This window comes from Paenibacillus sp. BJ-4 (genome assembly GCF_020404765.1).
Taxonomy (GTDB): domain Bacteria; phylum Bacillota; class Bacilli; order Paenibacillales; family Paenibacillaceae; genus Paenibacillus.
The window spans coordinates 182,487-204,535 of the sequence record NZ_JAIVEM010000088.1 but is presented as its reverse complement, the minus strand read 5'-3'; the positions used below and the strand labels follow the sequence as shown (position 1 = coordinate 204,535).

Annotated in this window: 24 protein-coding genes; 20 read left to right on the top strand and 4 right to left on the bottom strand. The window is 46.8% G+C overall.

Translation table 11 applies throughout. From position 1 onward, the window contains the following. Nucleotides 1-93: 93 nt before the first annotated feature. From LCF57_RS15750 to LCF57_RS15735, 4 genes are all read left to right on the top strand, one after another. Nucleotides 94-1,068: a glycoside hydrolase family 43 protein gene (locus LCF57_RS15750; RefSeq protein ID WP_226001541.1), complete on the top strand. Its 975-nt coding sequence runs from the start codon at nucleotides 94-96 to the stop codon at nucleotides 1,066-1,068. A 212-nt stretch (nucleotides 1,069-1,280) separates the two neighbouring features. Further along, nucleotides 1,281-2,366, top strand: coding sequence for a FecCD family ABC transporter permease (locus LCF57_RS15745; protein ID WP_226001540.1), 1,086 nt, complete (start codon nucleotides 1,281-1,283; stop codon nucleotides 2,364-2,366). Between the two features lie 17 nt (nucleotides 2,367-2,383). Beyond that, a complete protein-coding gene (locus LCF57_RS15740; protein ID WP_226001594.1) occupies nucleotides 2,384-3,391 on the top strand; it encodes a FecCD family ABC transporter permease in 1,008 nt (335 codons plus the stop codon). A 37-nt stretch (nucleotides 3,392-3,428) separates the two neighbouring features. Continuing rightward, nucleotides 3,429-4,391: an ABC transporter substrate-binding protein gene (locus tag LCF57_RS15735; protein WP_226001539.1), complete on the top strand. Its 963-nt coding sequence runs from the start codon at nucleotides 3,429-3,431 to the stop codon at nucleotides 4,389-4,391. A 104-nt stretch (nucleotides 4,392-4,495) separates the two neighbouring features. Here LCF57_RS15735 and LCF57_RS15730 read toward each other — a convergent pair whose 3' ends face one another. Further along, nucleotides 4,496-4,927 carry a hypothetical protein gene (locus tag LCF57_RS15730; RefSeq protein ID WP_226001538.1) on the bottom strand — a complete coding sequence of 144 codons (432 nt, stop codon included), beginning with the start codon at nucleotides 4,925-4,927 and terminating at the stop codon, nucleotides 4,496-4,498. A gap of 195 nt (nucleotides 4,928-5,122) precedes the next feature. Between LCF57_RS15730 and LCF57_RS15725 the strand changes: the two genes are divergently transcribed. The 3 genes from LCF57_RS15725 (at nucleotide 5,123) to LCF57_RS15715 (ending at nucleotide 7,377) form a co-directional block, all read left to right on the top strand. Continuing rightward, a complete protein-coding gene (locus LCF57_RS15725) occupies nucleotides 5,123-5,419 on the top strand; it encodes a hypothetical protein (RefSeq protein WP_226001537.1) in 297 nt (98 codons plus the stop codon). Between the two features lie 249 nt (nucleotides 5,420-5,668). Further along, complete coding sequence (locus tag LCF57_RS15720) at nucleotides 5,669-6,493, top strand: alpha/beta hydrolase (protein ID WP_226001593.1); 825 nt, start codon at nucleotides 5,669-5,671, stop codon at nucleotides 6,491-6,493. 92 nt (nucleotides 6,494-6,585) lie between these two features. Beyond that, on the top strand, nucleotides 6,586-7,377 hold the full coding sequence (locus LCF57_RS15715; RefSeq protein ID WP_226001536.1) for a dioxygenase: 792 nt from the start codon (nucleotides 6,586-6,588) through the stop codon (nucleotides 7,375-7,377). A gap of 109 nt (nucleotides 7,378-7,486) precedes the next feature. Here LCF57_RS15715 and LCF57_RS15710 read toward each other — a convergent pair whose 3' ends face one another. Continuing rightward, entirely contained in the window at nucleotides 7,487-8,005 is a 519-nt protein-coding gene (locus LCF57_RS15710; RefSeq protein WP_226001535.1) for a DoxX family membrane protein, read from the bottom strand. Nucleotides 8,006-8,295: 290 nt separating this feature from the next. Between LCF57_RS15710 and LCF57_RS15705 the strand changes: the two genes are divergently transcribed. The 7 genes from LCF57_RS15705 to corA all read left to right on the top strand — a co-directional run bounded on the left by LCF57_RS15705 (nucleotide 8,296) and on the right by corA (nucleotide 15,325). After that, nucleotides 8,296-9,345: a DUF3048 domain-containing protein gene (locus LCF57_RS15705; protein ID WP_413232200.1), complete on the top strand. Its 1,050-nt coding sequence runs from the start codon at nucleotides 8,296-8,298 to the stop codon at nucleotides 9,343-9,345. A gap of 184 nt (nucleotides 9,346-9,529) precedes the next feature. Continuing rightward, nucleotides 9,530-10,144, top strand: a complete 615-nt coding sequence (locus tag LCF57_RS15700) for a DUF47 domain-containing protein (protein WP_007428879.1) — start codon at nucleotides 9,530-9,532, stop codon at nucleotides 10,142-10,144. A 14-nt stretch (nucleotides 10,145-10,158) separates the two neighbouring features. Continuing rightward, complete coding sequence (locus LCF57_RS15695) at nucleotides 10,159-11,148, top strand: inorganic phosphate transporter (RefSeq protein ID WP_226001533.1); 990 nt, start codon at nucleotides 10,159-10,161, stop codon at nucleotides 11,146-11,148. Between the two features lie 240 nt (nucleotides 11,149-11,388). Continuing rightward, nucleotides 11,389-12,837 (top strand): amino acid ABC transporter substrate-binding protein/permease, encoded by a 1,449-nt coding sequence (locus LCF57_RS15690; RefSeq protein ID WP_226001532.1) that lies wholly within the window; start codon nucleotides 11,389-11,391, stop codon nucleotides 12,835-12,837. Next, on the top strand, nucleotides 12,830-13,558 hold the full coding sequence (locus tag LCF57_RS15685; protein WP_226001531.1) for an amino acid ABC transporter ATP-binding protein: 729 nt from the start codon (nucleotides 12,830-12,832) through the stop codon (nucleotides 13,556-13,558). The genes LCF57_RS15690 and LCF57_RS15685 overlap by 8 nt, the downstream gene beginning before the upstream one ends. A 368-nt stretch (nucleotides 13,559-13,926) precedes the next feature. Further along, nucleotides 13,927-14,190 carry a GNAT family N-acetyltransferase gene (locus tag LCF57_RS15680; RefSeq protein WP_226001530.1) on the top strand — a complete coding sequence of 88 codons (264 nt, stop codon included), beginning with the start codon at nucleotides 13,927-13,929 and terminating at the stop codon, nucleotides 14,188-14,190. A gap of 175 nt (nucleotides 14,191-14,365) precedes the next feature. Beyond that, nucleotides 14,366-15,325 carry a magnesium/cobalt transporter CorA gene (gene corA / locus LCF57_RS15675; RefSeq protein WP_226001529.1) on the top strand — a complete coding sequence of 320 codons (960 nt, stop codon included), beginning with the start codon at nucleotides 14,366-14,368 and terminating at the stop codon, nucleotides 15,323-15,325. Between the two features lie 6 nt (nucleotides 15,326-15,331). Here the strand turns inward: corA and LCF57_RS15670 are convergent, their stop codons facing one another. Beyond that, entirely contained in the window at nucleotides 15,332-15,847 is a 516-nt protein-coding gene (locus LCF57_RS15670; RefSeq protein WP_226001528.1) for a tyrosine protein kinase, read from the bottom strand. A 227-nt stretch (nucleotides 15,848-16,074) separates the two neighbouring features. Here LCF57_RS15670 and LCF57_RS15665 point away from each other — a divergent pair, with 227 nt between their 5' ends. The 4 genes from LCF57_RS15665 (at nucleotide 16,075) to rlmD (ending at nucleotide 20,478) form a co-directional block, all read left to right on the top strand. Then, the gene (locus LCF57_RS15665; RefSeq protein ID WP_007428885.1) at nucleotides 16,075-16,365 is read left to right on the top strand and encodes a YerC/YecD family TrpR-related protein; all 291 of its coding nucleotides are present in this window, start codon (nucleotides 16,075-16,077) and stop codon (nucleotides 16,363-16,365) included. Further along, complete coding sequence (locus tag LCF57_RS15660; RefSeq protein ID WP_226001527.1) at nucleotides 16,365-17,132, top strand: sirohydrochlorin chelatase; 768 nt, start codon at nucleotides 16,365-16,367, stop codon at nucleotides 17,130-17,132. Before LCF57_RS15665 ends, LCF57_RS15660 begins: the two co-directional genes overlap by 1 nt. Nucleotides 17,133-17,341: 209 nt before the next feature. After that, complete coding sequence (locus LCF57_RS15655) at nucleotides 17,342-18,223, top strand: diacylglycerol kinase (RefSeq protein WP_226001526.1); 882 nt, start codon at nucleotides 17,342-17,344, stop codon at nucleotides 18,221-18,223. Nucleotides 18,224-18,621: 398 nt separating this feature from the next. Then, complete coding sequence (rlmD, locus tag LCF57_RS15650) at nucleotides 18,622-20,478, top strand: 23S rRNA (uracil(1939)-C(5))-methyltransferase RlmD (protein WP_226001525.1); 1,857 nt, start codon at nucleotides 18,622-18,624, stop codon at nucleotides 20,476-20,478. Between the two features lie 393 nt (nucleotides 20,479-20,871). Here rlmD and LCF57_RS15645 read toward each other — a convergent pair whose 3' ends face one another. After that, complete coding sequence (locus LCF57_RS15645) at nucleotides 20,872-21,192, bottom strand: hypothetical protein (RefSeq protein ID WP_226001524.1); 321 nt, start codon at nucleotides 21,190-21,192, stop codon at nucleotides 20,872-20,874. Nucleotides 21,193-21,211: 19 nt separating this feature from the next. Between LCF57_RS15645 and LCF57_RS15640 the strand changes: the two genes are divergently transcribed. Further along, nucleotides 21,212-21,547 (top strand): hypothetical protein, encoded by a 336-nt coding sequence (locus LCF57_RS15640; protein ID WP_226001523.1) that lies wholly within the window; start codon nucleotides 21,212-21,214, stop codon nucleotides 21,545-21,547. A 247-nt stretch (nucleotides 21,548-21,794) separates the two neighbouring features. Beyond that, a complete protein-coding gene (locus LCF57_RS15635) occupies nucleotides 21,795-21,998 on the top strand; it encodes a hypothetical protein (protein WP_226001522.1) in 204 nt (67 codons plus the stop codon). Nucleotides 21,999-22,049: the final 51 nt, after the last annotated feature.

The window sequence follows — 22,049 nt, the reverse complement described above, 5'->3', positions numbered from 1 at the left end:
TAATATATGTATAACTTCATAAGTATAAACACTAACGAAATTTATGTTTCACCTGCTTCGTATCATATAAAATAAATTTGGAGGTGCGTAAGCTTGTTAAAAGCTTGGAAAAAATCAGTACAGGGTAAATTGGTCCGAACGGCGTTTGCCGCCGTAACCTCGGCTGCATTATTGCTGTCAGTGGTACCATCCGCATCGGCAGAGCATTGGGCGTTAACTGGTGATGTGGCGACACATGATCCGTCCATCACAAAGGAAGGCAATGCATGGTATATTTTCTCCACAGGGCAGGGGATACAGGTCCAAAGGTCGGATGATGGACGTAATTTTTACAGATTGCCGCAAATATTCCTATCGCCGCCATCATGGTGGAAATCGTATGTACCTAAGCAGAAGGCTAATGATGTATGGGCACCGGATGCTCAAAAGTACAATGGACGTGTGTGGGTTTACTATTCCATTTCTACCTTCGGGTCACGCATTTCGGCCATTGGATTGACTTCAGCAACGAGCATTGGCGCGGGAAGCTGGAGAGATGATGGATTAGTGCTGCGTACGACGGATTCTAACGATTATAATGCCATTGATCCGAATCTAGTCATTGACGCTTCCGGTAACCCGTGGCTTTCCTTCGGCTCATGGAATTCAGGCTTGAAAATTACTCGTCTGGATAAGAGTACAATGAAACCTACGGGCCAGATCTATTCTATTGCCAAGCGTACTGCTGGTGGTTTGGAAGCGCCACATGTTACATACCGTGACGGCTACTATTATTTGTTTGCTTCCATTGATAACTGTTGCAAAGGCGTAGACAGTAATTATAAAATCATTTACGGTCGCTCCAAGAGTATCACTGGACCGTATGTGGACAAGAGTGGTAAAAACCTGATGGATGGCGGTGGAACCGTGCTGGATGCAGGGAATGACCGTTGGAAGGGACCGGGCGGCCAATCTATTTATAATAACAGTGTTATTGCGCGTCATGCCTATGATGCTACAGATGACGGAAACCCAAAACTTCTAATTAGTGATCTGAAATGGGATTCGGCAGGCTGGCCTATGTACTAAAAAAGTGGGATGTCTGGAGTCATCCGTATGGTCATCTCACATAGATATAAGCCAAAAACTGCTCCTCTATATGGGGGAGCAGTTTTTGGCTTGCAATGTCATAGAAACATGCTATTATGAATCAAGCTGATAATAATTATCATTATCGTCTTTAGATTTATGGTGATTTTCGGATATGGAGATTTTCGGGTATGGAGGGAGTGACCTCAAGAATGCGGTCAAAAGGCAGGACGGACGAACGTGCAGCTCATACAGAAAGCACAGCTTTCGATGCAGCCTCTGTAGCTCGCCCGTTGCTCCGGTCAGGCAGGATTCGGCAGGCATTATTATTCATAGCTTCTGGGGTATTATTGGCCTTGTCCATGTTTGCTGCTATTTCTTTTGGAGCCAAGGACTTGACTCTAAGCACAGTGTGGGCGGCAGTATTCCACTATGATCGTTCGCTAATGACACATCAGATCATTCATGAGCTGAGATTGCCGCGTGTACTCGGTGCAGCCGTCATTGGAGCCGCGCTGGCGGTGGCAGGCTCTCTGATTCAGGGCATTACACGCAATCCGCTGGGAGATACAGGTGTGCTAGGCATTAACGCAGGAGCGATGTTTGTAGTCGCTGTGAGCTTTGCCTTTTTCCCTAATCTGCCTTATGGCACGTTAATCGTATTGTCGTTCATTGGTGCGCTGATGAGCACCTTGCTTGTATTCGGCCTCGGTGCCTCTGCGCCGGGGGGGTTGACGCCAATGAGATTGACAGTATCTGGGGCTGTGACGGCTGCCCTGCTAGGTTCGATGACTTCGGGGATTGCGATTTATTTTGATCTGAGTCAGGATTTGGCGTTTTGGTATGCGGGCGGTGTTGCCGGAATCAAATGGTCGCAGTTGGAGATCCTTGCGCCGATTTTGCTGATGGTGATTGTCTGGTCTATGGGGCTGGCACGCTCCATTTCGCTGATTTCAATGGGCGATGAGGTAGCGTTAAACCTGGGAATCAATCTCAAGCGTATCCGACTGCTTGGCCTGCTGACCGTGGTGGTGCTGGCTGGGCTATCTGTGTCGGCAGCCGGGGCTATCAGCTTTGTAGGGCTGGTCATTCCACATATCGCCCGCAAGCTGATCGGCGTGGATTATCGCCAGATTGTTCCGCTGTCTGCGCTATTGGGAGCTGTGCTGCTGGTGCTGGCTGATTTGGGGGCGAGAATGGCAAATCCGCCGGAGGAGCTGGCTATTGGAATTATGGTGTCCTTTATCGGAGTACCTTTTTTCCTCTTTCTCGCCCGTAAGGAAAGGAGGGATTTGTAGTGAGTCGCTCTATAGGGATGGGAGATGCAAGAAAGACAAAGGCTTGGATCGTCTGTCTGATATTGGCAGGGATCAGCTTTGTTGTCATTATGCTGGGTCTGAATACCGGAACGATTCGTATTCCACCGCTGCGTGTGCTGGATACGCTGTTTGGCGGTGGCAATGGACGTGATCATATGGTCCTGTTTGAATATCGTCTGCCGCGTATCGTCGTAACCGTGCTGGCTGGAGCGGGATTGGGCGCAGCCGGAGCAGTCATGCAAGGCTTGTCACGGAACGCACTCGCTGACCCCGGAGTGCTGGGACTTCATGCAGGGGCTGCGTTGGGGCTGGTGATGTTTGTCAGCTTTTTTCGCGACCTGGAGGGCTCGGCAGCCGTGCTTATCCCCTTGTTTACCTTTGCAGGAGGGCTCGTTGCGGCGGTGCTGATTGTACTGTTGTCGTATAGCCGCAGCAGAGGAGTCGTGCCCGTGCGTCTGATTTTGTCCGGCATCGGTGTAGCCTCGGGCCTCAGCGCGATAACGCTGTATTGGTCGCTGCGGCTGGATGAGGATACGTATGCATTCACTGCACGCTGGCTGGCTGGCAGCGTATGGGGCCGGGACTGGGTGCATGCAGCGGCTTTGCTGCCATGGATCGTCATAGTGTTGCCCTACGTTCTGTCACAGACGCGCAGCCTGAATAACCTGTCGCTGGGCGACGAGACAGCAGCCGGAATCGGCACGAATGTGAGGCGTCAGCGCCTGCTGCTGCTGGGCGCAGCCGTAGCTCTATCCAGTGCCAGCGTGTCTATGGCTGGAGGCATCGGCTTTATCGGGCTGATCGCGCCCCATCTGGCTCGCCGTCTGGTCGGACCGATGTACCAGCATTTGCTGCCCGTGGCCTGTTTTGTCGGGGTCGTCATACTGGTCATATCCGACACGATTGGACGTTCGGTGTTTCAACCGAATGCGATTCCCGCAGGGGTGGTGGTTGCGGTGGTAGGGGCTCCATACTTTTTGTTCCTGCTGTCCCGAACCAAATGACAGAAGCAATACATATGAAGCATAGGAGAGAATAATCATGAAAAAATATGGATTTAAGAGTTCGGATTTTAAGCGTTCTTGGGCAGCAATGATTCTTGTTTTGTGTATGATTATGCTGTCCGCTTGTGGACAAGCAGCAGACAACAAAGCTGCAGAATCCAAAGCTACAGATAACAAAGCAGCCAGCAGCGGTCAGACAACCATTAGTGCCGATTCGCGCATTGCTTCGATGTCGATCCATTTGACGAACAACCTGCTGGCACTGGGCATTACTCCGGCTGGTTCGGTCATTGGCGGAGATGTGAAGGATTTTCTGCCCCATGTAAAGGATCGTCTCCAAAATACCCGCAAGCTGGGTGTTGTCACAGACCCGGATATGGAAGCGGTGCTGGAGCTTCAGCCTGATCATATTTTTCTCGACAAAAAATATTCGGGAACCGATGTAGCCAAGTTTGAAAAAATCGCGCCAACCGAGGTTTTTGATCTGGATGAAGGCACATGGAGAGACCAACTGGAAAAAATCGCCGTCTTGGTTAACCGTGAGGCCCAGGCCGACGCTTTTTTGAAAGATTATGATGCACAGAAGGAACGGGTTAAAAAGCTAATCCACTCCAAAATCGGAGATGGAACAGTTATGGCTGTACGTGTGACGGCGAAGGAAGTTCGTGTCATGGGCATGAAGCGCCCGGTAGGGCCGCTGTTGTATCAGGACTTGGACTTGAAGCCAGCCAAGGGTGTAGAAAAAATCGACAAGGCCTACCAGGTCGTGTCCCAAGAGGTTTTGCCTGATTATGATGCCGATGCCATCCTTGTCATTATCAGTAAAGGCGCCGATGCGCAAAAGGTATACAAGCAACTGGAAGGAAACGCAGTATGGCAAGGACTCAAGGCGGTTAAGCAGGGTCATGTCTACATGCTGGACGGACAGCCTTGGCTGGACTATTCCGCGCTGGGGCACAAAATCGCCCTGGATAATGCAGAGCAACTATTTTCCAAATAGGCTTTAGCATATATCAATCCGTATTTCCACATGCATCTTCTTGCAGACGGGAATACGGATTTTTTGGGGTGATGAGGCGCTTCAGTACAATGAGGATTTGTGGATCAAGAACGCTTTTTACGCAGAAAAATGGGTTTGAGTCCGATGAACCCGACGGCCGCGAGAATTAGATTTAACCAAGGTGAAATCCTGAACACAGGCAGTATACTGCGCAGTGCCAATCCGGAAACGAGAATCACCACAACCAGCACAACATACATCACAATGGATTTGAAATTCAGCTGCGGCTTGACTGGGGCATGGCCTGACTGTTGCGTTTCCTCGTCTTCTCCAGGGCGGTCCATAAAATTCATCAATGCTTCAACCAGAAGAATCGCTCCTGCGGCGATGATGATGAGGGTGGACACGTTAACTTTTTCAAAGGGTGTGATATCTCCGCCTGTAAATGTGATAAACCCTCCGATCATCGCCTGTGTCAAAAAAAACATGGACAAGGCAATCCATGCAATAAGCGTATAATATTTTGCTTTATTCATTTCTTCCTCCTGCTTTGCGAGCGTATCTCGCTGATGAAACCGGTATTTTGCAACAAAAACAGTATACGTGAGGAAGCGCCAGATGGCAAAAGGCTTTATGTGCGGAATGTATATTAGCGCTGCATTCTCCTCAAACTGGATAAAGGGTGAGCACATGGAGCAACCTGAATATAAACGTTGAGAGGATGTAGCATCATGAAACTGGAGAATCAGGCAGATTATTCAGTCCAAAAACGACTGGCAGGCGCTCCGAACGGGAACAACGGGGTCTCCTTGTCTGCAAACGTGAGTCACCGGAGCATTCAAGGAGCATCTCCAACGTACCGTATACTGGACGATACTGAAGTGGCTCAGGATACAGAGTTTGCAGGGGAACTGGGTGAAGAGAGCTATCGCAGCTTATGGCATGAGGATCATAGCGGCGCCTCTTGTAAACTGGAGTGGGAGGGACGAGCCGAAACCCACCAAATGTTCAGGCACAGCTACGAATAACGAATCTTCTATACGAATGTGGGGGTTCACCCTAATAAGTGTGTCGTATGGCGTTCTCCGGCATCATGTCGGGGACGCCATTTGTTTGCTTTTTTATCAGTGTGAGTGACAGGTTGACAAGGAGGCAGGGCGATGATAGACTGACTTTACTATAAAGCTTATTAAACTTATCGGAATTGGAGTAAATCGATATCTTGCAGGGTATCCGTGTTACAATATACGTTTAAATTGTTCAGGGGGAGAATCATGATGGAACGGCAAATTGGAATTCGCTTTGAAAATGAGGAGCTAGCTGCAACGGTTCATTATCCGAGCAATCCGAGTGAAGGAGACCGTCAGAGACGGGTACCGCTCGTTGTGATATGCCACGGATTTGTAGGCAATCGGATCGGGGTAGATCGGTTATTTGTAAAGACCGCACGTGAGCTTGCAGCAGGGGGATATTTTGTCCTGCGCTTTGATTTTGCCGGTTGTGGGGAAAGCACAGGCGATTATGGCAAGCAAGGGCTGGAGTCGATGATTAATCAGACACGTACAGTGCTGGATTACGCTGTGAATTGCGCGGACATTGACCCGACCAAGGTGACGCTGATCGGTCACAGTCTGGGGGGCGCAGTCGCCCTTCTCACAGCTGTACGGGACAAGAGAGTACAAAACCTGGTCCTTTGGTCAGCTGTCGGCTATCCGTTCAACGACATTGTCAAAATTACGGAGCGAAGCGTGTATGATGAGTCTGTTAAAAACGGTCAGGCCGACTATTTGGGCTACAAGTTCACACCTACTTATTTTGAGTCGTTAGCCCAGTTCCAGCCGTTTCAGGAGGCTGTCAAATTTAACGGGGATGTGCTCGTTATTCACGGAACCTCGGATGATATCATTCCTGTGGATTACGCCTTTTTATTTCAGAAGGTATTCTGGATGCGTCCAGAGGGACGCTGCGATAAAGAGATTATTTTCCAGGGAGACCACACCTTCTCTTCAGGTAAAGAGCGGCAACGACTGATTGATCGGACGCTGGAATGGCTGGATGAACAGGAAAATATTCAACGGGATTGGCAGCACTGGATGATCTGATTTCAGGTTGTAACGGATTGCATTGGAAATTACGCCTCCGCCGGAGTAAAATGGAAGAGTAACACTATACTGGCGTGTGGAGGTTGGCAGCGATGACATTACCCTCAATTTTTGTTGCGCACGGTTCACCGACACTGGCTGTAGAAAATAACGCATATACTAGCTTTCTTGCAGAGCTGGGCGCAAGCCTGCCCCGACCCAAAGGAATTGTCATTTTTTCCGCGCATTGGGATAGTCCTGATCAATGTATCGGCGCGGATGATCAGCATGCAGCGTTGCACGATTTCTATGGCTTCCCTGAGCAAATGTACACACTTGATTACCCTGCACCAGGCGATCCGAAGCTGTATGAGGAGATAAAGCATCTGTTCAGTCAGCATAACCTGTTTCACCAGCCGGTTCGGAACCGGGGACTGGATCATGGAGCATGGGTGGTTTTGCGGCATATATATCCTGATGCAGACATCCCTGTCGTCCCGCTTTCTATTGATTCTCGGCGCGCTCCGCAGGAGCAGTATGAGATAGGGCGGATGCTGGCACCGTTGCGAGAACAAGGTATTTTGATTATCGGCAGCGGCGGATTGGTACACAACCTTCGTACACTCAAGCAAACGAATGAGCCGGCAGAGTGGGCGGTTCAATATGATGACTGGATTGGACAGCAGCTTCAAGACTGGAATTTGCGTCATTTATTCCAATATGATAAGAAGGCTCCTTATGCCAAGCAGGCGGTTCCTTCTTATGGGATTGAGCATTTTTCACCTTTGTTTTATGTGATGGGGGCTGCGGATGATCAGCGCTCGGCACGCAAGCTTTTTCAAAGCTATGTCCTTGGCTCGCTAAGCCTTAATTGTTGGGCTTTTGGTCAGGAAAATGATCAATAAATGTAAAAAGAACTTCCAAATCCACATGGCGTGTGGGAATGGAAGTTCTTTTGTGTATTATAAAAAAAACAACCATTAGCCCGGAGGGTAACGGTTGTTTTGGGGTTAGTTAAGCTGTTTTTCGAGCGGGATCCGCTGGAAAAGTATCTTTATTTTTACCAAACAGTCCACGCAGGAAGGGCAGTACCCAGCGGTCAAAGCCAATCCGTCCGGCATTTGCACCAGCGACCACAAGGAAGATTTCAAACAGCAGGTAGATTGCATTCGTGCTTACTGTACCCGAGAACAGGAACGAGAAGTTCATGACCATGGCCATCAAAGCAGCCAGTGTAGTCAGTGTGCCGAGCAGCAGGCCAACCCCGACCAAGAACTCACCCAGTGGGATCAGGACGTTGAACAAACCAACATTCGGCAGGGCAAAGGCTTCGAGAAACGATCCCCACCACCCTTGTACAGCGGGATGGTCTCCACCCGTTTTAGCAATGGCTCCCGAGATGAATCCACCGGCGTCAAATCCGCCAGTCAACTTTTCAAGTCCATGGCTCATCCATTCATATCCGAGATAAACCCGTACTACAGTCAGCAGCCACATCGCTACTTTGTTTTCACGCAACCAGTTGTTAAACATTTAAACCACTCCTCTTTCTTATCTCAAAATGTTTTTTATTTCATTAGGTTTGGGATGATCATCTCTGCTACACCTTTATTGTATTAGGTTCAGTTACACTTATTTGTGATAAAAATCACAAAGTCTGAATATTTTTTAAATTTTAATGTCTTTAGATAAGTATTCTATCGGGAGGGGTATCTTCGATCAAGACAAAAACAGGAAATAAAGCTTATAATGAGAAAAATATCTAAAGTGGAGGGATAAACTTGCTCAGGTCCATTTCCGAGCGAAGTCAATGGTTGCGTGTGATGGCCTCAGTTCTGTTATGCATGATGCTGATGTCTTGTTCTACTTTGTCCAAAACGGGTGAATCTGAACCCGCTCCCCAATCGAACGAGCAAAATACAGAACTGGAGGTTGAACCGCCCAAAGAGCAGTCCATTCCGGCATTTACAGCTCCGCTTACCGGTCTTCCGGTCAAGCAGCCTGTTTTGGAGCGACCGCTCGCGATTATGATTAACAACGCTCCGGCTGCACGTCCACAGGCAGGGCTTAGCCAGGCAGACATGTTATATGAAGTTCTTGCAGAAGGCGGAATTACCCGTTTGATTGCTTTTTTCCAAAGTTATGATGGAGATGTGAAGATCGGTCCGGTTCGTAGCATTCGACCGTATCTGATTGAGCTGGGCGAAACCTATGGTGCGTTACCGATACATGCAGGGGGAAGCACAGATGCCTATGCAATTTTACAGCAGCAGGGAAAGGAGCATCTGGATGAGATTTCAAATGGAGGGGCTTACTTTTGGCGGAGCAAAGATCGTCGTCCTCCCCATAATCTGTACACGAATATAAGTAGATTGCGCAAAGGAATCGATCATAAAGGGTATCTCAAACAAGCAAAGGTTCCCGTATATCCTTACCTTAAACCGGGAGAAGCCCCGGTCATGACAGACGAGAGTGCAGCATCCATGCAAATTCGTTTTTTGCTCAAAAGCTATCGTGTATCCTACACCTACGATTCGACGGATCAGCAATATAAGCGTTTTGTGAACGAAAAGTCACATATGGATCAAAATAATAACCAGCAGCTTTCTGCGGCCAATGTTATTGTGATGAGTGCCAGCCATCGAACACTGGACGATGTAGGCAGATTGAGTGTTGAGCTGAGCGGTAGTGGGGAGGCCATGGTGTTTCAACAAGGACGAGTCATACGTGCACAATGGCAGCATACGCCCGGTGATGCGGTTCGTTTTATGAAAAATGGAGTTGAAATTCCGTTGACGCCAGGTACATCCTATATACATGTGGTACCTGCAGATACTTCGCTAAATGAGCATGTAACTGTAAACGCAAAATAATGGAATACACCCGGTTAGGAAAAAAATGTCGGATAATGACCTTCTGTGTCGGGGATTGTATACCTATATCCTGAAATTTGCTTTTACAAACATTACAAAAACATTGATGAGTGTGATAAGATAGCAAAGGTTGTCTATTGCAGTCGAAACAGGTTGCGGATATTTTCGTAAAGGGGTAATCGTTATGAGATTGAAGAAAAAGGATATATTCTTCGAGACGTTGGAAAATATGGCAGATACGATCGTGCAAGCAGCCGATTATTTTGCCCAACATACTTCAAACCTTCAAGATGTGACTTTGTTTACTAATGAAATGAAGAAGTATGAAAATAAGTGTGATGATTACACACACACGATTATTACTGAGCTGAACAAGACTTTCATCACGCCGCTGGAACGCGACGACATCATGGAACTGACAACGACCATGGATGATGTACTGGACGGTCTGGAAGCAACGGCCTCACGTTTTTATATGTACAACATTACGGAGCCAGACGAGTATATTGTGCAATTCGCTGATATTTTGCGTCAATCAGCTTATGAAATTCAGAAGGCTGTACATTTGCTTTCGCAAAAGAAATTGCTGGCTATTCGTGAGTACACCATTCGCCTGAATGATTTGGAAAATCAGGGGGATGAATTGCTGCGTATTTGCATCAAAAACCTGTTTGCAACTGTAACTGATCCTATTGAGCTTATCAAACGCAAAGAACTGTACGAACGCCTTGAAACGACAACGGATTCATGCGAGGATGTTGCAAATATGCTGGAATCCATCATTATGCGTAACTCGTAAGGGAGTCCTTTTACATGGATACAAGTTTATTGGTACTGGGTATTGTTATTTTTCTTGCTCTGGCATTTGATTTTATTAACGGATTTCATGATACGGCGAACGCGATTGCTACTTCGGTTTCGACCCGTGCATTAACGCCGCGACGTGCGATTATTATGGCTGCAATCATGAACTTTCTCGGAGCTATCCTGTTTACGGGGGTTGCCAAGACGATTGGTGGAAGTGTTGCTGACCCTACCAAGCTTACGAATGGCATTGATATCGTCATTGCAACGCTGATCGCTGCGATCATTTGGAATCTTTTGACCTGGTGGTTTGGTATTCCTTCATCCTCTTCCCATGCATTGATTGGTGCGTTGGCCGGAGCGGTGTATGTAGGTGCGGGCCAGGATAAATTGAATTGGAGCGGCTTTATCGGGATTGTTGAGGGACTGATTTTCTCCCCGCTGATTGCTTTTGTTGTCGGTTACATTGTGATGATGATATTGAAGTACATCTTCGCTAATCGCAGTCCGCATACAGTGAACAAAGGCTTTCGCACAATGCAGGTTATTACGGCAGCCATTCAATCGTTCACGCATGGTACGAATGATGCTCAGAAGGCGATGGGGATTATCACGTTTGCACTCGTCGCGGCAGGATATCAGGATCATTTGGAAGTACCAATGTGGGTGAAAATTTCAGCCGCAACAGCCATGGCGCTAGGTACGTCCATTGGGGGCTGGAAGATCATCAAGACGATGGGAACCAAGATTTTTAAAATCGACCCCATTAATGGATTCGCAGCCGACATTTCGGGTGCTTCAGTTATTTTCACTGCCACCTTGCTTCATTTGCCTGTAAGTACCACTCATGCCATTACCTCGGCAATTTTGGGTGTAGGGTCCGCGAAGCGATTTTCGGCTGTACGCTGGTCATTGGCTGGTCGTATTGTCATAACTTGGGTGATAACGATCCCTATTTCTGCACTGTTGTCGGGATTGATTTTCAAAATTCTTTTCTAGTTTTCATTGATATTTCACGAAAAAAAACACACACTATAGGATACACAATAAGCTTCCGTCCGCTTTTGCGGCAGGGGCTTATTGGCATTCAGGGGTCAAAATTTCGCCTTTAAAGTTCACACATCCAGATAGTTCCATGAAATGTTTTTTCAAAAATAGCTGACATCAAAGTAGTCAATTTTTAATAACTCCTGTAAAATAAACAGAAAACTTTGAACCGTTCACTGACTGGAGGAAATTATGCAAAAATCTAGAAAACTAATAGCACTCATAACTTGTTTGTTTTTTGTGGTTGTCCTGGCTGGTAATTTCGGTGTAGTGGCACATGCAGAAAACAAAACAAAGTATGATATCGGCACGGATACGACGTTCGCGCCTTTTGAGTTTGAAGATGTTAATGGTAAATTTGTCGGAATCGACATGGATTTACTGGCGGCTATTGCCAAGGATCAGAATTTTGAATATACCATTAAGCCTCTTGGCTTTAACGCGGCAGTGCAGGCACTCGAAACAAATCAAGTGGATGGCGTCATTGCCGGGATGAGTATCACCGACGAACGCAAGCAAAAATTTGATTTTTCCGAGCCCTATTTTGATTCAGGAGTCGTCATGGCGGTTCGTAAGGACAATGATACGATCAAACGCTATGAGGATTTGAAAGGACAGCGTGTAGCTGTCAAAACAGGAACGGAAGGCTACACCTTCGCGGAATCCATTAAGGCCAAGTATGGCTTTACTACAGTACCGTTCGACGATTCTTCTCAAATGTACGATGAAGTCAAAACAGGTAATTCGGTTGCTTGCTTTGATGACTTTCCGGTACTGGCATACGGAGTGACGCAGAATAATGGCCTCAAGCTTGTAACTGATAAGGAAAAAGGCGGTTCTTACGGTTTTGCTGTCAACAAAGGCAAAAATCAGGAATTGCTGGAGAAATTCAATGCAGGGCTTGTTAATCTTCGCAACAGCGGGGAATATGACAAAATCATGTCCAAATACCTGGGTGAATCCGGCAAAGGTACGGCACCTGTTGAGCGTAGCCGCTGGGAACTGATTTCCGCTTCGCTGCCTTCGTTAATTAAAGGGATGGGAAATACACTGCTGTATACCCTGGTATCCTTACTTGTAGCCTTTTTGCTGGGGCTGGTGTTTGGCTTTATGAAGGTGAGCCATAACAAGGTGTTCCGTGGAATTGCAACTGTTTTCGTTGATGTGTTCCGTGGTATTCCGCTGATTGTACTTGCTTTCTTTATTTACTTTGGTATTCCACAGGCACTGGATTTCAAAATGCCGCTTTTTGTCGCGGCTGTATTGACGTTGTCTTTAAACGCAGGTGCTTATGTGACGGAAATTATCCGCGGGGGTATTCAGTCTATTGATCCGGGACAAATGGAAGCGGCCCGCTCACTTGGTTTGCCATATCGGACGGCTATGCTCAAAATCATTTTGCCGCAGGCTGTAAAGATCATGATCCCGTCGTTTATCAATCAGTTGGTAATTACATTGAAGGATACGTCCATTTTGTCTGTTATCGGTCTGGTCGAATTGACCCAATCCGGTAAGATTATTATTGCGCGGACGTTCCAATCCTTTGATATTTGGTTGGTCGTTGCGATAATGTATCTTATTGTCATTACAGTCCTGACCAAAATTTCCAACCGTCTTGAAGGGAGAGTTCGTCGTGGGTAAAGTTATCGTCAAAGATCTGAAAAAAAGTTATGGCAGTAACCAGGTGCTAAAGGGCATTGACATGCAAGTACGGGAAGGCGAGGTTGTATGCGTCATTGGCCCTTCGGGTTCGGGGAAAAGTACGTTTTTGCGTTGTATGAACATGCTTGAGGAAATTACCGCTGGTGAGGTCATCGTCGACGACTACAACTTGGGCGACAAAAGCGTGGACATTAACAAAGTCCGTGAAAATATAGGTATGGTGTTTCAGCATTTCAATCTGTTCCCGCATATGACGGTGCTCAAGAACATTATGTTCGCACCGACAGAGCTGGGCAAACAAACGAAGGCAGAGGCCCGGGAAACGGCGATGAAGCTGCTGGATCGTGTAGGCTTGGTTGATAAGGCTGATGCACTGCCAGGCCAGCTTTCCGGCGGTCAGAAGCAGCGTGTAGCGATTGCGCGTGCGCTGGCGATGAACCCGGACATCATGCTGTTTGACGAGCCTACCTCGGCGCTCGATCCAGAAATGGTGGGCGAAGTGCTAGGCGTAATGAAAGATCTGGCTCGTGAAGGCATGACGATGATGATCGTAACCCATGAGATGGGGTTTGCACGCGAAGTAAGCGACCGTGTCGTATTTATGGACGGCGGCTACATCGTGGAAGAAGGAACACCACAAGAGGTATTTGGTAATCCGAAAAATGAGCGGACCATTAGTTTTTTAGAGAAGGTATTGTAAGTTAGGCAGGGATTGTGAATGTAGGCGGGGGTGCTCGTTGTGAGACGCTCCGCGGTCTATTTGATCTTATGATCGCTGTTGCCCCCGAATTTTTTGGATTGTATAAGACCTTATAAGGTGAAAATTCAGGGGCAAAGGCGAACGCTCACGCTTCTTCAGATTCAAATGTACCGCTGCGCTACTACTGCTGAACCCGCTCCTACTTCACAAAAGCCTGCCTCACTTCTAAAATGAGTAGGTGCAAGGGGAAAGCATGGCGCATCGCTTTGCTTGCTGGCGGGAGGGAAATAGCGAGGTAAGCATCATCTGACCGTGTAGTAGCATCTTGTGTCATCTTTAGTGAACGTGAGTGATTTTTCTTTTATTTGATGGAGGAACTCGGGTATCCCACATCTGTAGAAAAAATGAAAGAGAGATACGCGCGCATCGTTGTTTTTGTGACAGATTCAAAGCATCGTAATAAAGGGATTGGCAAGGCGTTAAATCAGGCAGCAGAAGTTTGGGCCAGGGAGAATGGTTTGGTTGCCATTGCTTTGAACAGCGGTAATCGGAGTGAGCGGCAGGATGCACATCAGTTTTATCGCCGATTGGGCTATGAAGCGACCAGCACAGGGTTTGTGAAAAAGATTTAAGTGATACTGATTTTATCATCCTATAAGGATATCTTGGGGAGGCATGTTGGCCCGGAGATATCCTTTTCTTATTTTAGCGTGTGGAATATAGCGCGTGAAATTTGTATAATCCAGAATGGCTTATATACAATATAAACAGCATGAAAAACAGCAGTGTAGACGAGGGGGACGTTCGGTGATACGTACACTGGCTATAGGGCATGATCATCAGGTGATGGTGGGACAGCCACTGGAGCAAATAAACATGGAGAATTACATATGGATATGGGTGGATTTTAACGAGCCTACAGATCATGAGTCAGAGCTGCTGACAAGTTATTTTCAGTTTCACCCACTGGCTGTGGAGGATTGTATGCATGTCCTGCAACGCCCTAAATTGGATTATTACGAGGATGTGCAGTTTCTGGTTGTGCACGCGCTTGATGTAGATACATTGGATGCGGAAGAAGTGGACATGTTCATTAGCGGCCGTTTTTTGGTGACCTATCACCATCATGAATTGGATGAGATAGATCAGGCCTGGGAACGAATTGTCCAGCATGCGAATGAACGTAAAATATGGTCACGCGGACCATTGGCTGCGGCCTACACGGTGATGGACAAGCTGGTGGATAACTATTTTCCAAGTCTGTTCATGATTGAGGATGAATTGGCCGAGCTGGAGGGCCTGGGCAGGCATGAATCCGTAGAGGAATTGATGAAGCAGGTGTTTGCCCTGCGCGCCAGGCTGCTCAAGCTGCGCCGTACAATTGTACCGATGCGTGATCTGATGTACCGGGTTCTGAATTCACAGCATGTGCAGGGCAAAGGGGAGCATATGGCCTATTTTACGGATATTTATGATCATCTGTTGAAGCTGACGGACATGCTGGAGGCCGACCGCGAAATGACAGCCGACCTAAGAGACAGTTATATCTCGCTCAATTCCAACCGCATGAATTCGATCATGAAGACGTTGACCGTAATTACGACGATTTTTATGCCCTTGACACTGATTGCCGGCATTTATGGTATGAATTTTTCGTATATGCCTGAGTTAGGCTGGAAATACGGCTATTTCGGCATCCTCATTTTCATGTTTCTGTTGAGTGTCGCAATGGTGGTCTGGTTTATGCGTCGAGGCTGGTTCAAATAAAATGGACTAACGACGTTTACGCTTGACCGGACGTTTGCGCGGAGTAGTGGTATTTTTGCGTTGTGTTTTTTTTCGGCGGCGGCGTGAAGGTGGTGTGTATTCATCCAATTTCTCAGATACAGGCGCAGAATTTTTGCTGACGGATTTGCCGAATACGGGGAGCGAGCCCATGAGTAGCTTCGCCATCGGAGCAAATTGCTGTACGCTGCTCATAACTTTTTGTACCTTGCCGAGAGTGGCTACAATTCCGTCAATGCCCCCCATGCGATCGATAAAACCTTTAATTTGGTTGAGATTGTTGATATTTCCAAGACTTCCGAGCAGTCCTCCTTGGGCTGGTGCCGTGTCTGGTGTAACCACAGCAGAATCCGTAATACTTGCTGGCGCTTCATAAGGCACCAGACCGGAGGAACCCGCTTGTGGAACCTCGCTGTATGGATCGAGTCCGGGATATGGAGTAGAATTATACGGATCGGAAAGGGATCGCTGTAGCGGCCTCCGATGATAGTAGTGTCCAGGCATGAGATCACATTCCTTTGCAGGTTGATACTCTACTGTATGTTACAAACGCACAGTGGGTTTAGGCATGTGTCCCGAAATCAGGTATAAATGCGGATTTGGGCATTCGTACGGTATAATCCCATGTCATGTAATGTTGTTCTGTAATGCGTGAAACCGTTAATGCTTGAAAAACCTACTATTTCTCAGGTACAATGAGGAAAGATTGTAACCTTGGGAGATGATAATCCATGCAGCTCAAAAAGCTTAATGATAAAAGTATTGATCAATTGTTTGAAGCTATCTTAACCCTTAAAAATTTGGAAGAATGCTATGTGTTTTTCGATGATCTGTGCACGATAAATGAAATTCAATCCCTCTCCCAACGTCTGGAGGTTGCTCGTATGCTGGGCAAAGGCAGCACATATAACCAGATTGAAGCGGAGACAGGTGCGAGTACAGCGACGATTTCACGTGTTAAACGTTGCCTGAACTATGGTAATGACGGGTACAAAATGACGCTGGAACGTCTGGGACGCTAATGCGTAGCCCTGGGATACTGGTAATCAGCCATGGCTCCAAGGAGCCGTATTGGGTGGAACAGGTGGATCAGGCAGTTGCAAAGCTTCATTTACCGGAAAAGATACCGGTCGAGGTTTCATTTTTGGAAACGGTTAAAGGTAGATTGATTCAAGATGGTATTGATCATCTGGAAGCCTTGGATGTAACGGATTTACTGGTCATTCCTTTGTTTATGTCATCAGGCAGTACACATGTAGACGAGATCAGCTATGCGCTGGGAGTCAAGGATGCGCCAGATAAAGAAACGGATTTGAAGCCTTTTCGAAGAAAGGCGCGAGTGCATTTCGGCAGCCCGTTGGATGACGGAGAAGATGTTGCACGCATGGTGTGGGACAAGGTTTGCCCATTGTCGGTCCATCCTGCAAATGAGATCATTTTACTCGTTGGACACGGCAGTGTGCATAACGGCTTTCTTCAGCGCTGGGAGCAGGGAATTTCTTCGTTAGCCCGTACGGTGCAAAGCGTGAGTAGTATACGAACAGACTATGCTTTACTGAATCCTGAAAGTGTGCACGACAAGGTAGCGTATTGGAATCAGGAGCGGGGTCATGATGTTATTGTGGCACCGCTTTTTTTGAGCTCAGGTTATTTTACAAGCCGTGTTATTCCCAAGCGGCTAGAGGGGCTTGAGTATCGTTATTCAGGTGAGCCTTTGTTGCCGCATCCTTTACTTACAACCTGGATGGACAGGCAAATTAGCGAACTAATGCAAGGCATGCAGAAGTGAACAAGGTCAATCCATTGATTAGTTGGGTTCAGGTCGTTTGGTTCAGCTACAATGTTATTTATCCCTTTTATTCCCATATTTAGGTCAGTGATGGCTTCTTTTATTGTAAAAGAGGTCTTTTTCCAGTATGATGATATTTTGTACAGACTGAATGTGATGAACTGGAATTTGAATATAAATATCATTAAATATACGGGTGGCGTAACGGAATGAAAAGAGCTAGATTAATTTATAATCCTACCTCCGGGCGTGAGGAAATGAAACGTCGTCTTGCGGATGTTTTGCAGCGCCTGGATGAAGGTGGTATTGAAGCCTCTTGCCATGCAACTACGGGTGAAGGGGACGCGACGCGTGCTGCAACAGAGGCCATTGAGCGTGGGTATGATATGATTATCGCCGCTGGTGGCGACGGCACCTTGTATGAGGTTATTAACGGGATGGCTGAAAGGGAAAACCGCCCGCCCCTGGGTGTGTTTCCTCTAGGGACGACGAATGATTTTGCCAGAGCAATGGGCATCCCCAGGCAGTGGGAGGATTATTGTGACCTGGTTATTCGTCAAAATCCGAAGCCGCTGGATATCGGAAAAGCCAATGATCGCTACTTTATCAACATTGCGGGTGGAGGGACTTTAACCGAGCTTACGTATGAAGTTCCCAGCAAGCTAAAAACGATGATTGGCCAGCTAGCCTATTATTTTAAAGGCATGGAGAAAATGGTCAGCCTGGCCCCGCAAGAGCTGATTATTAAAGCATCGGGTCAGGAAGTGATACACGACGAGTTCATGCTCTTCCTGATTGCGAATACGAATTCGGTGGGCGGGTTTGAAAAGCTGGCTCCCGGGGCGACAATAGATGATGGGCTGCTCGACGTCATCGCTGTGCGCAAGTGCAATCTGGCGGAAATGATCCGGCTGGTGACACTCGCGCTGCGTGGTGAGCATTTGCAGGACAAGAAGATCGTTTATTTTAAAACAGATTATATGGAGGTAACCTCACCCGGCTATGTCCAGCTTAATCTGGATGGCGAACTGGGAGGAACTTTGCCTGCGACGTTCCAGAATTTGCCGCATCATTTGAATGTGTTTAGGTAAGGATTTTGCAAAAATCCACAAAGCGACTTGTAATCAGCAATAGATAGAACGAAGTGATTTTATTCGTCTATTTAGTGTACCTTAGAGCGATTGGAATCGAATTTTGCAGAATCCTGCGATAGGAAATGATGTGGAGAGGTTTTTGTTTTCGAACGATAACGTTTCTGATTAAAGTCATTTTTTGAAAAGATTGACGTTTCCAATGGTAATGAGAAGCTACGGTATGCAGAGGTAGTTATGTCGCTTTGGCCCTATTAGTTATTGGTCCTTGCCGTTCTCCGTGGGGAGTAACGGCATTTTCGAGTTGACGTTTATATTGCTTACAGGCCGTTTGTATTGTATGTATTGAAGGAAATGCTGGGTATAAAAAAGATGATCAGAAAGAAGTGACATGAATCATGACGAGTGACCGCAGCGGACGTGGAAAAAGCCGCCGGAATGCAGCAGCTCCTGTTCAAGGAAAGCCGCAGAAAAAGACTGTGCAGCCTAAAAGGGAGAGAGAGCAAGGGCAGTCTCGAGGTGGAACTGGAAAGGAACAACTTCGAATTGGAATCGGAATTGAAAGTGGAAATTTTGATGGAAATATAAAAGATACGGATCGGAATAGAATGGAAAAAGGGCGAGGGGCTCGTCGTTCTTCCGGTGATGGACAGGGGCGGCAGACTTCCAATCGTAACCGCTCCAGTGCAGAGCGTGCCGATCTGCCTGTACAAAAAAACGATGAGGCCATAATCGATATTATCGGCATGAATCATGATGGCGAGGGTGTAGGGCGTGCCGAGGGCTTTACGCTGTTTGTTCCAGGCTCATTGCCGGGGGAAAAGGTGCGAGTCAAGGTGCTGAAAACGAAAAAGCAGTATGGCTATGCCAAGCTGCTGGAGATCGTGCAGGCCAGCCCTGACCGGATTGCGGCGCCTTGTGCCATCTACGATCAGTGCGGCGGCTGCCAAATCCAGCATATGAGCTACGAAGCGCAGCTCGGCTGGAAGCGCCAGCATGTCGTAGACGTACTGGAGCGTATTGGAAAGCTGAGCGTGGCTGGGAGCGCCAGTTCCGAAACGGATTCAGGTGCGAATGCAAACGCGCCTACCGAATCCGGTAATCAGGCAGCACAGGCATTGGCTGCCCTTGCGGATTTAGAGGCGAATACAGCTTCGTCCTCGGCAGTAAGTACGGACCCGTATGCCGATAGCACGTCCGTAAAATTGGCGTGTGAGCAAGGCGTAGTGGTACATCCTACGCTCGGAATGAGCGAGCCTTGGCGGTACCGCAACAAAGCCCAGGTGCCGATTGGCGTCACCGAGGGCGGGCTTGTCGGCGGCTTCTACGCACGTGGCAGCCATCGCATCGTGGATATGAACACCTGCCTCATTCAGGATGAGCGTAACGACGAGGTTGTGGCACGTGTCAAAGAGATTGGCCGAATGCTGGGTATCAGTGCATATAATGAGGAAACTGGACGCGGACTGCTGCGTCATGTCGTCGTGAAGACCGCTTTTCGCACAGGTGAACTGATGCTGGTCCTCGTCACGAATGGACGAGATATTCCGCACGCCGATGCCTGGATTGGCAGTATCCGTGAGCATATCCCACACGTGGCAAGCATTTGCCAGAACGTGAATACCAAGCGAACGAACGTTATTTTTGGCGACGAAACTCGTGTGCTGTGGGGCCGTGATGTGATCTACGACTATATCGGAAACGTCCAGTTTGCCATTTCCGCGAGATCCTTTTATCAGGTGAATCCCGTTCAAACGGAAGTGCTGTATAGCAAAACCGTCGAATATGCCGGACTCACAGGTAAAGAAACGGTGATTGATGCGTACTGTGGTATTGGCACCATCTCTTTGTTCCTCGCTCAGCATGCGGATCAGGTGTATGGTGTAGAGATCGTCAAAGAAGCCATTGAGGATGCGCGGAGTAATGCGCTGTTAAACGATATGCGTAACGTGAAGTTCGAAGTCGGCGCGTCCGAGGACGTCATTCCCACGTGGAAAGGGCAGGGCATCACCGCCGACGTTATCGTCGTCGATCCGCCCCGTAAGGGCTGCGATCCACGACTGCTCGAAACTATTCTGGAGATGAAGCCAGAGCGCGTGGTGTACGTATCCTGCAATCCAAGCACGCTGGCACGGGATTTAAGAATACTGGAGGACGGCGGGTATAGAACGGTGGAAGTGCAACCCGTCGATATGTTCCCGCATACGGTGCATGTGGAGTGCGTGGTAGTGATATATCGAGATGAGAAGCATTGATGTACGAGGGATTAAGAGTAACTTGGATATGTTCCTGCATTCAAAAAAACACTTTAGGGTGGAGTGTGGGAACATATATTATTTACATACACATGGCATGTGGAGTGCGTGGTAGTAATATATCGAGATCAGAAGCATTGATATACGAGGAATTAAGAACAACTTGAATATGTTCCTGCATTCAAAAAAACGCTTTAGGGTTGAGTGCGGGAACATATTTTATTTACATTCACAAGGCATGTTGAGTGCTGTGCGTTGCTTGAACTAGCTGACTAATCCTAAGTTAAGCATGCTTTTTTACATGTGCAATACTCGGATGTGTCTTTGGAATAGCTAACTTAATATTTGTTGAAACATAAAAAGCAGACGGTTTAGAAGTGCGATAATGCACCTCTAATTGGCCGTCTGCTTTACTGTTATTTTATGAATGAAGCGAACTAAAATTGTTGGAGTTAGCTCTGTAAGTGGTTGTTTAGGATTTAATTGATTTAGGATATACGCTTTCAAATTAGCAATATCTACTTGCATATTACTTTCCTCATATTGCAACAGATTTACTTGTTCAACTAGTTTCTCTATTTCAGGATTTAAAATAACTACAAGACCGTCATAATCTTCTTGGTTAATTTTATCATCTAACAACAAATCGAGTGCCTTTTGTTTCTTAGTACGGAGACTAGCAAGCTGTTTTTGTAATTTTTCATGATTATTCACTGGCTAGGCGGAATGTACGATGAACTATTTAGATTTTAAGTTACAGGATGCAACGATGACTTGTGTAGAGGCTTTAAGATTAAGAGGGTTTCAAGTAAAAGCGGATAATGGGTTAATTGAATTTTTACAATCTAGCTCGAAAAAGGATATGGCACATGTAACGCAGATGTTAAATCGCTTGAAAGTACCATTTATTGTGAGGGATGCTAATCGTATTGAAATTTTAGTAACGAAGCTGCCATTAGCATTTTATTTAAAAGTTGCAAAATTCGGCGGCGAATCATACATGATTCCTTTTGAAGAGCATCACACAAAATGCGATACTTTTATAATCACCGCTATGGTGTACGATTAGATACCCTTGAAATTGAATATAACATGGCTGCATTTGTAAAAGCCGCAAATTTAGCTGGAATTCGAGTGATATCAGGTTGTAATGGCCATCATAGAAATTCACCAAGACTTCAAGTAGTCGGGGAATACTATGGCGCGTAGTTTGAAATGATCCAGCAAATGTTTATGCACGACCTTGAGTTGAACTATCAATGGCGATTGCTATATCAAGGAAACACAAAGGCAGAGATTCGAGCTGTCGGAAGTAATTGGGATATGGATCGTATTCATCAGGATACGTTGAAAATGGCCGAAAGGTTGCAACAACACGCAAAAGAACAATTAAAGAACGAATCTTTGAAAGACGAGCAAAAGAGCCTAAGCAATTTGTTGAGAATAAACAATATAAACAATTAGGACATTGGATGATGCAACGCTATGAAGAGAAGGTTGCATTAAAATTTCAAAAGTAATAAAATAGTATTAATGATACTATGTTTGTATATAGTGAATAAAAAAGAAAG

What these genes read in the sequence shown, in the direction of transcription:
- LCF57_RS15745 (WP_226001540.1), top strand. Translation starts at nt 1,281, where the DNA reads ATGCGGTCAAAAGGCAGGACGGACGAACGTGCAGCTCATACAGAAAGC.
- LCF57_RS15740 (WP_226001594.1), top strand. Translation starts at nt 2,384, where the DNA reads ATGGGAGATGCAAGAAAGACAAAGGCTTGGATCGTCTGTCTGATATTG.
- LCF57_RS15735 (WP_226001539.1), top strand. Translation starts at nt 3,429, where the DNA reads ATGAAAAAATATGGATTTAAGAGTTCGGATTTTAAGCGTTCTTGGGCA.
- LCF57_RS15730 (WP_226001538.1), bottom strand. Translation starts at nt 4,927, where the DNA reads ATGAATAAAGCAAAATATTATACGCTTATTGCATGGATTGCCTTGTCC.
- LCF57_RS15725 (WP_226001537.1), top strand. Translation starts at nt 5,123, where the DNA reads ATGAAACTGGAGAATCAGGCAGATTATTCAGTCCAAAAACGACTGGCA.
- LCF57_RS15720 (WP_226001593.1), top strand. Translation starts at nt 5,669, where the DNA reads ATGGAACGGCAAATTGGAATTCGCTTTGAAAATGAGGAGCTAGCTGCA.
- LCF57_RS15715 (WP_226001536.1), top strand. Translation starts at nt 6,586, where the DNA reads ATGACATTACCCTCAATTTTTGTTGCGCACGGTTCACCGACACTGGCT.
- LCF57_RS15710 (WP_226001535.1), bottom strand. Translation starts at nt 8,005, where the DNA reads ATGTTTAACAACTGGTTGCGTGAAAACAAAGTAGCGATGTGGCTGCTG.
- LCF57_RS15705 (WP_413232200.1), top strand. Translation starts at nt 8,296, where the DNA reads ATGGCCTCAGTTCTGTTATGCATGATGCTGATGTCTTGTTCTACTTTG.
- LCF57_RS15700 (WP_007428879.1), top strand. Translation starts at nt 9,530, where the DNA reads ATGAGATTGAAGAAAAAGGATATATTCTTCGAGACGTTGGAAAATATG.
- LCF57_RS15695 (WP_226001533.1), top strand. Translation starts at nt 10,159, where the DNA reads ATGGATACAAGTTTATTGGTACTGGGTATTGTTATTTTTCTTGCTCTG.
- LCF57_RS15690 (WP_226001532.1), top strand. Translation starts at nt 11,389, where the DNA reads ATGCAAAAATCTAGAAAACTAATAGCACTCATAACTTGTTTGTTTTTT.
- LCF57_RS15680 (WP_226001530.1), top strand. Translation starts at nt 13,927, where the DNA reads ATGGAGGAACTCGGGTATCCCACATCTGTAGAAAAAATGAAAGAGAGA.
- LCF57_RS15670 (WP_226001528.1), bottom strand. Translation starts at nt 15,847, where the DNA reads ATGCCTGGACACTACTATCATCGGAGGCCGCTACAGCGATCCCTTTCC.
- LCF57_RS15665 (WP_007428885.1), top strand. Translation starts at nt 16,075, where the DNA reads ATGCAGCTCAAAAAGCTTAATGATAAAAGTATTGATCAATTGTTTGAA.
- LCF57_RS15660 (WP_226001527.1), top strand. Translation starts at nt 16,365, where the DNA reads ATGCGTAGCCCTGGGATACTGGTAATCAGCCATGGCTCCAAGGAGCCG.
- LCF57_RS15655 (WP_226001526.1), top strand. Translation starts at nt 17,342, where the DNA reads ATGAAAAGAGCTAGATTAATTTATAATCCTACCTCCGGGCGTGAGGAA.
- rlmD (WP_226001525.1), top strand. Translation starts at nt 18,622, where the DNA reads ATGACGAGTGACCGCAGCGGACGTGGAAAAAGCCGCCGGAATGCAGCA.
- LCF57_RS15640 (WP_226001523.1), top strand. Translation starts at nt 21,212, where the DNA reads ATGAACTATTTAGATTTTAAGTTACAGGATGCAACGATGACTTGTGTA.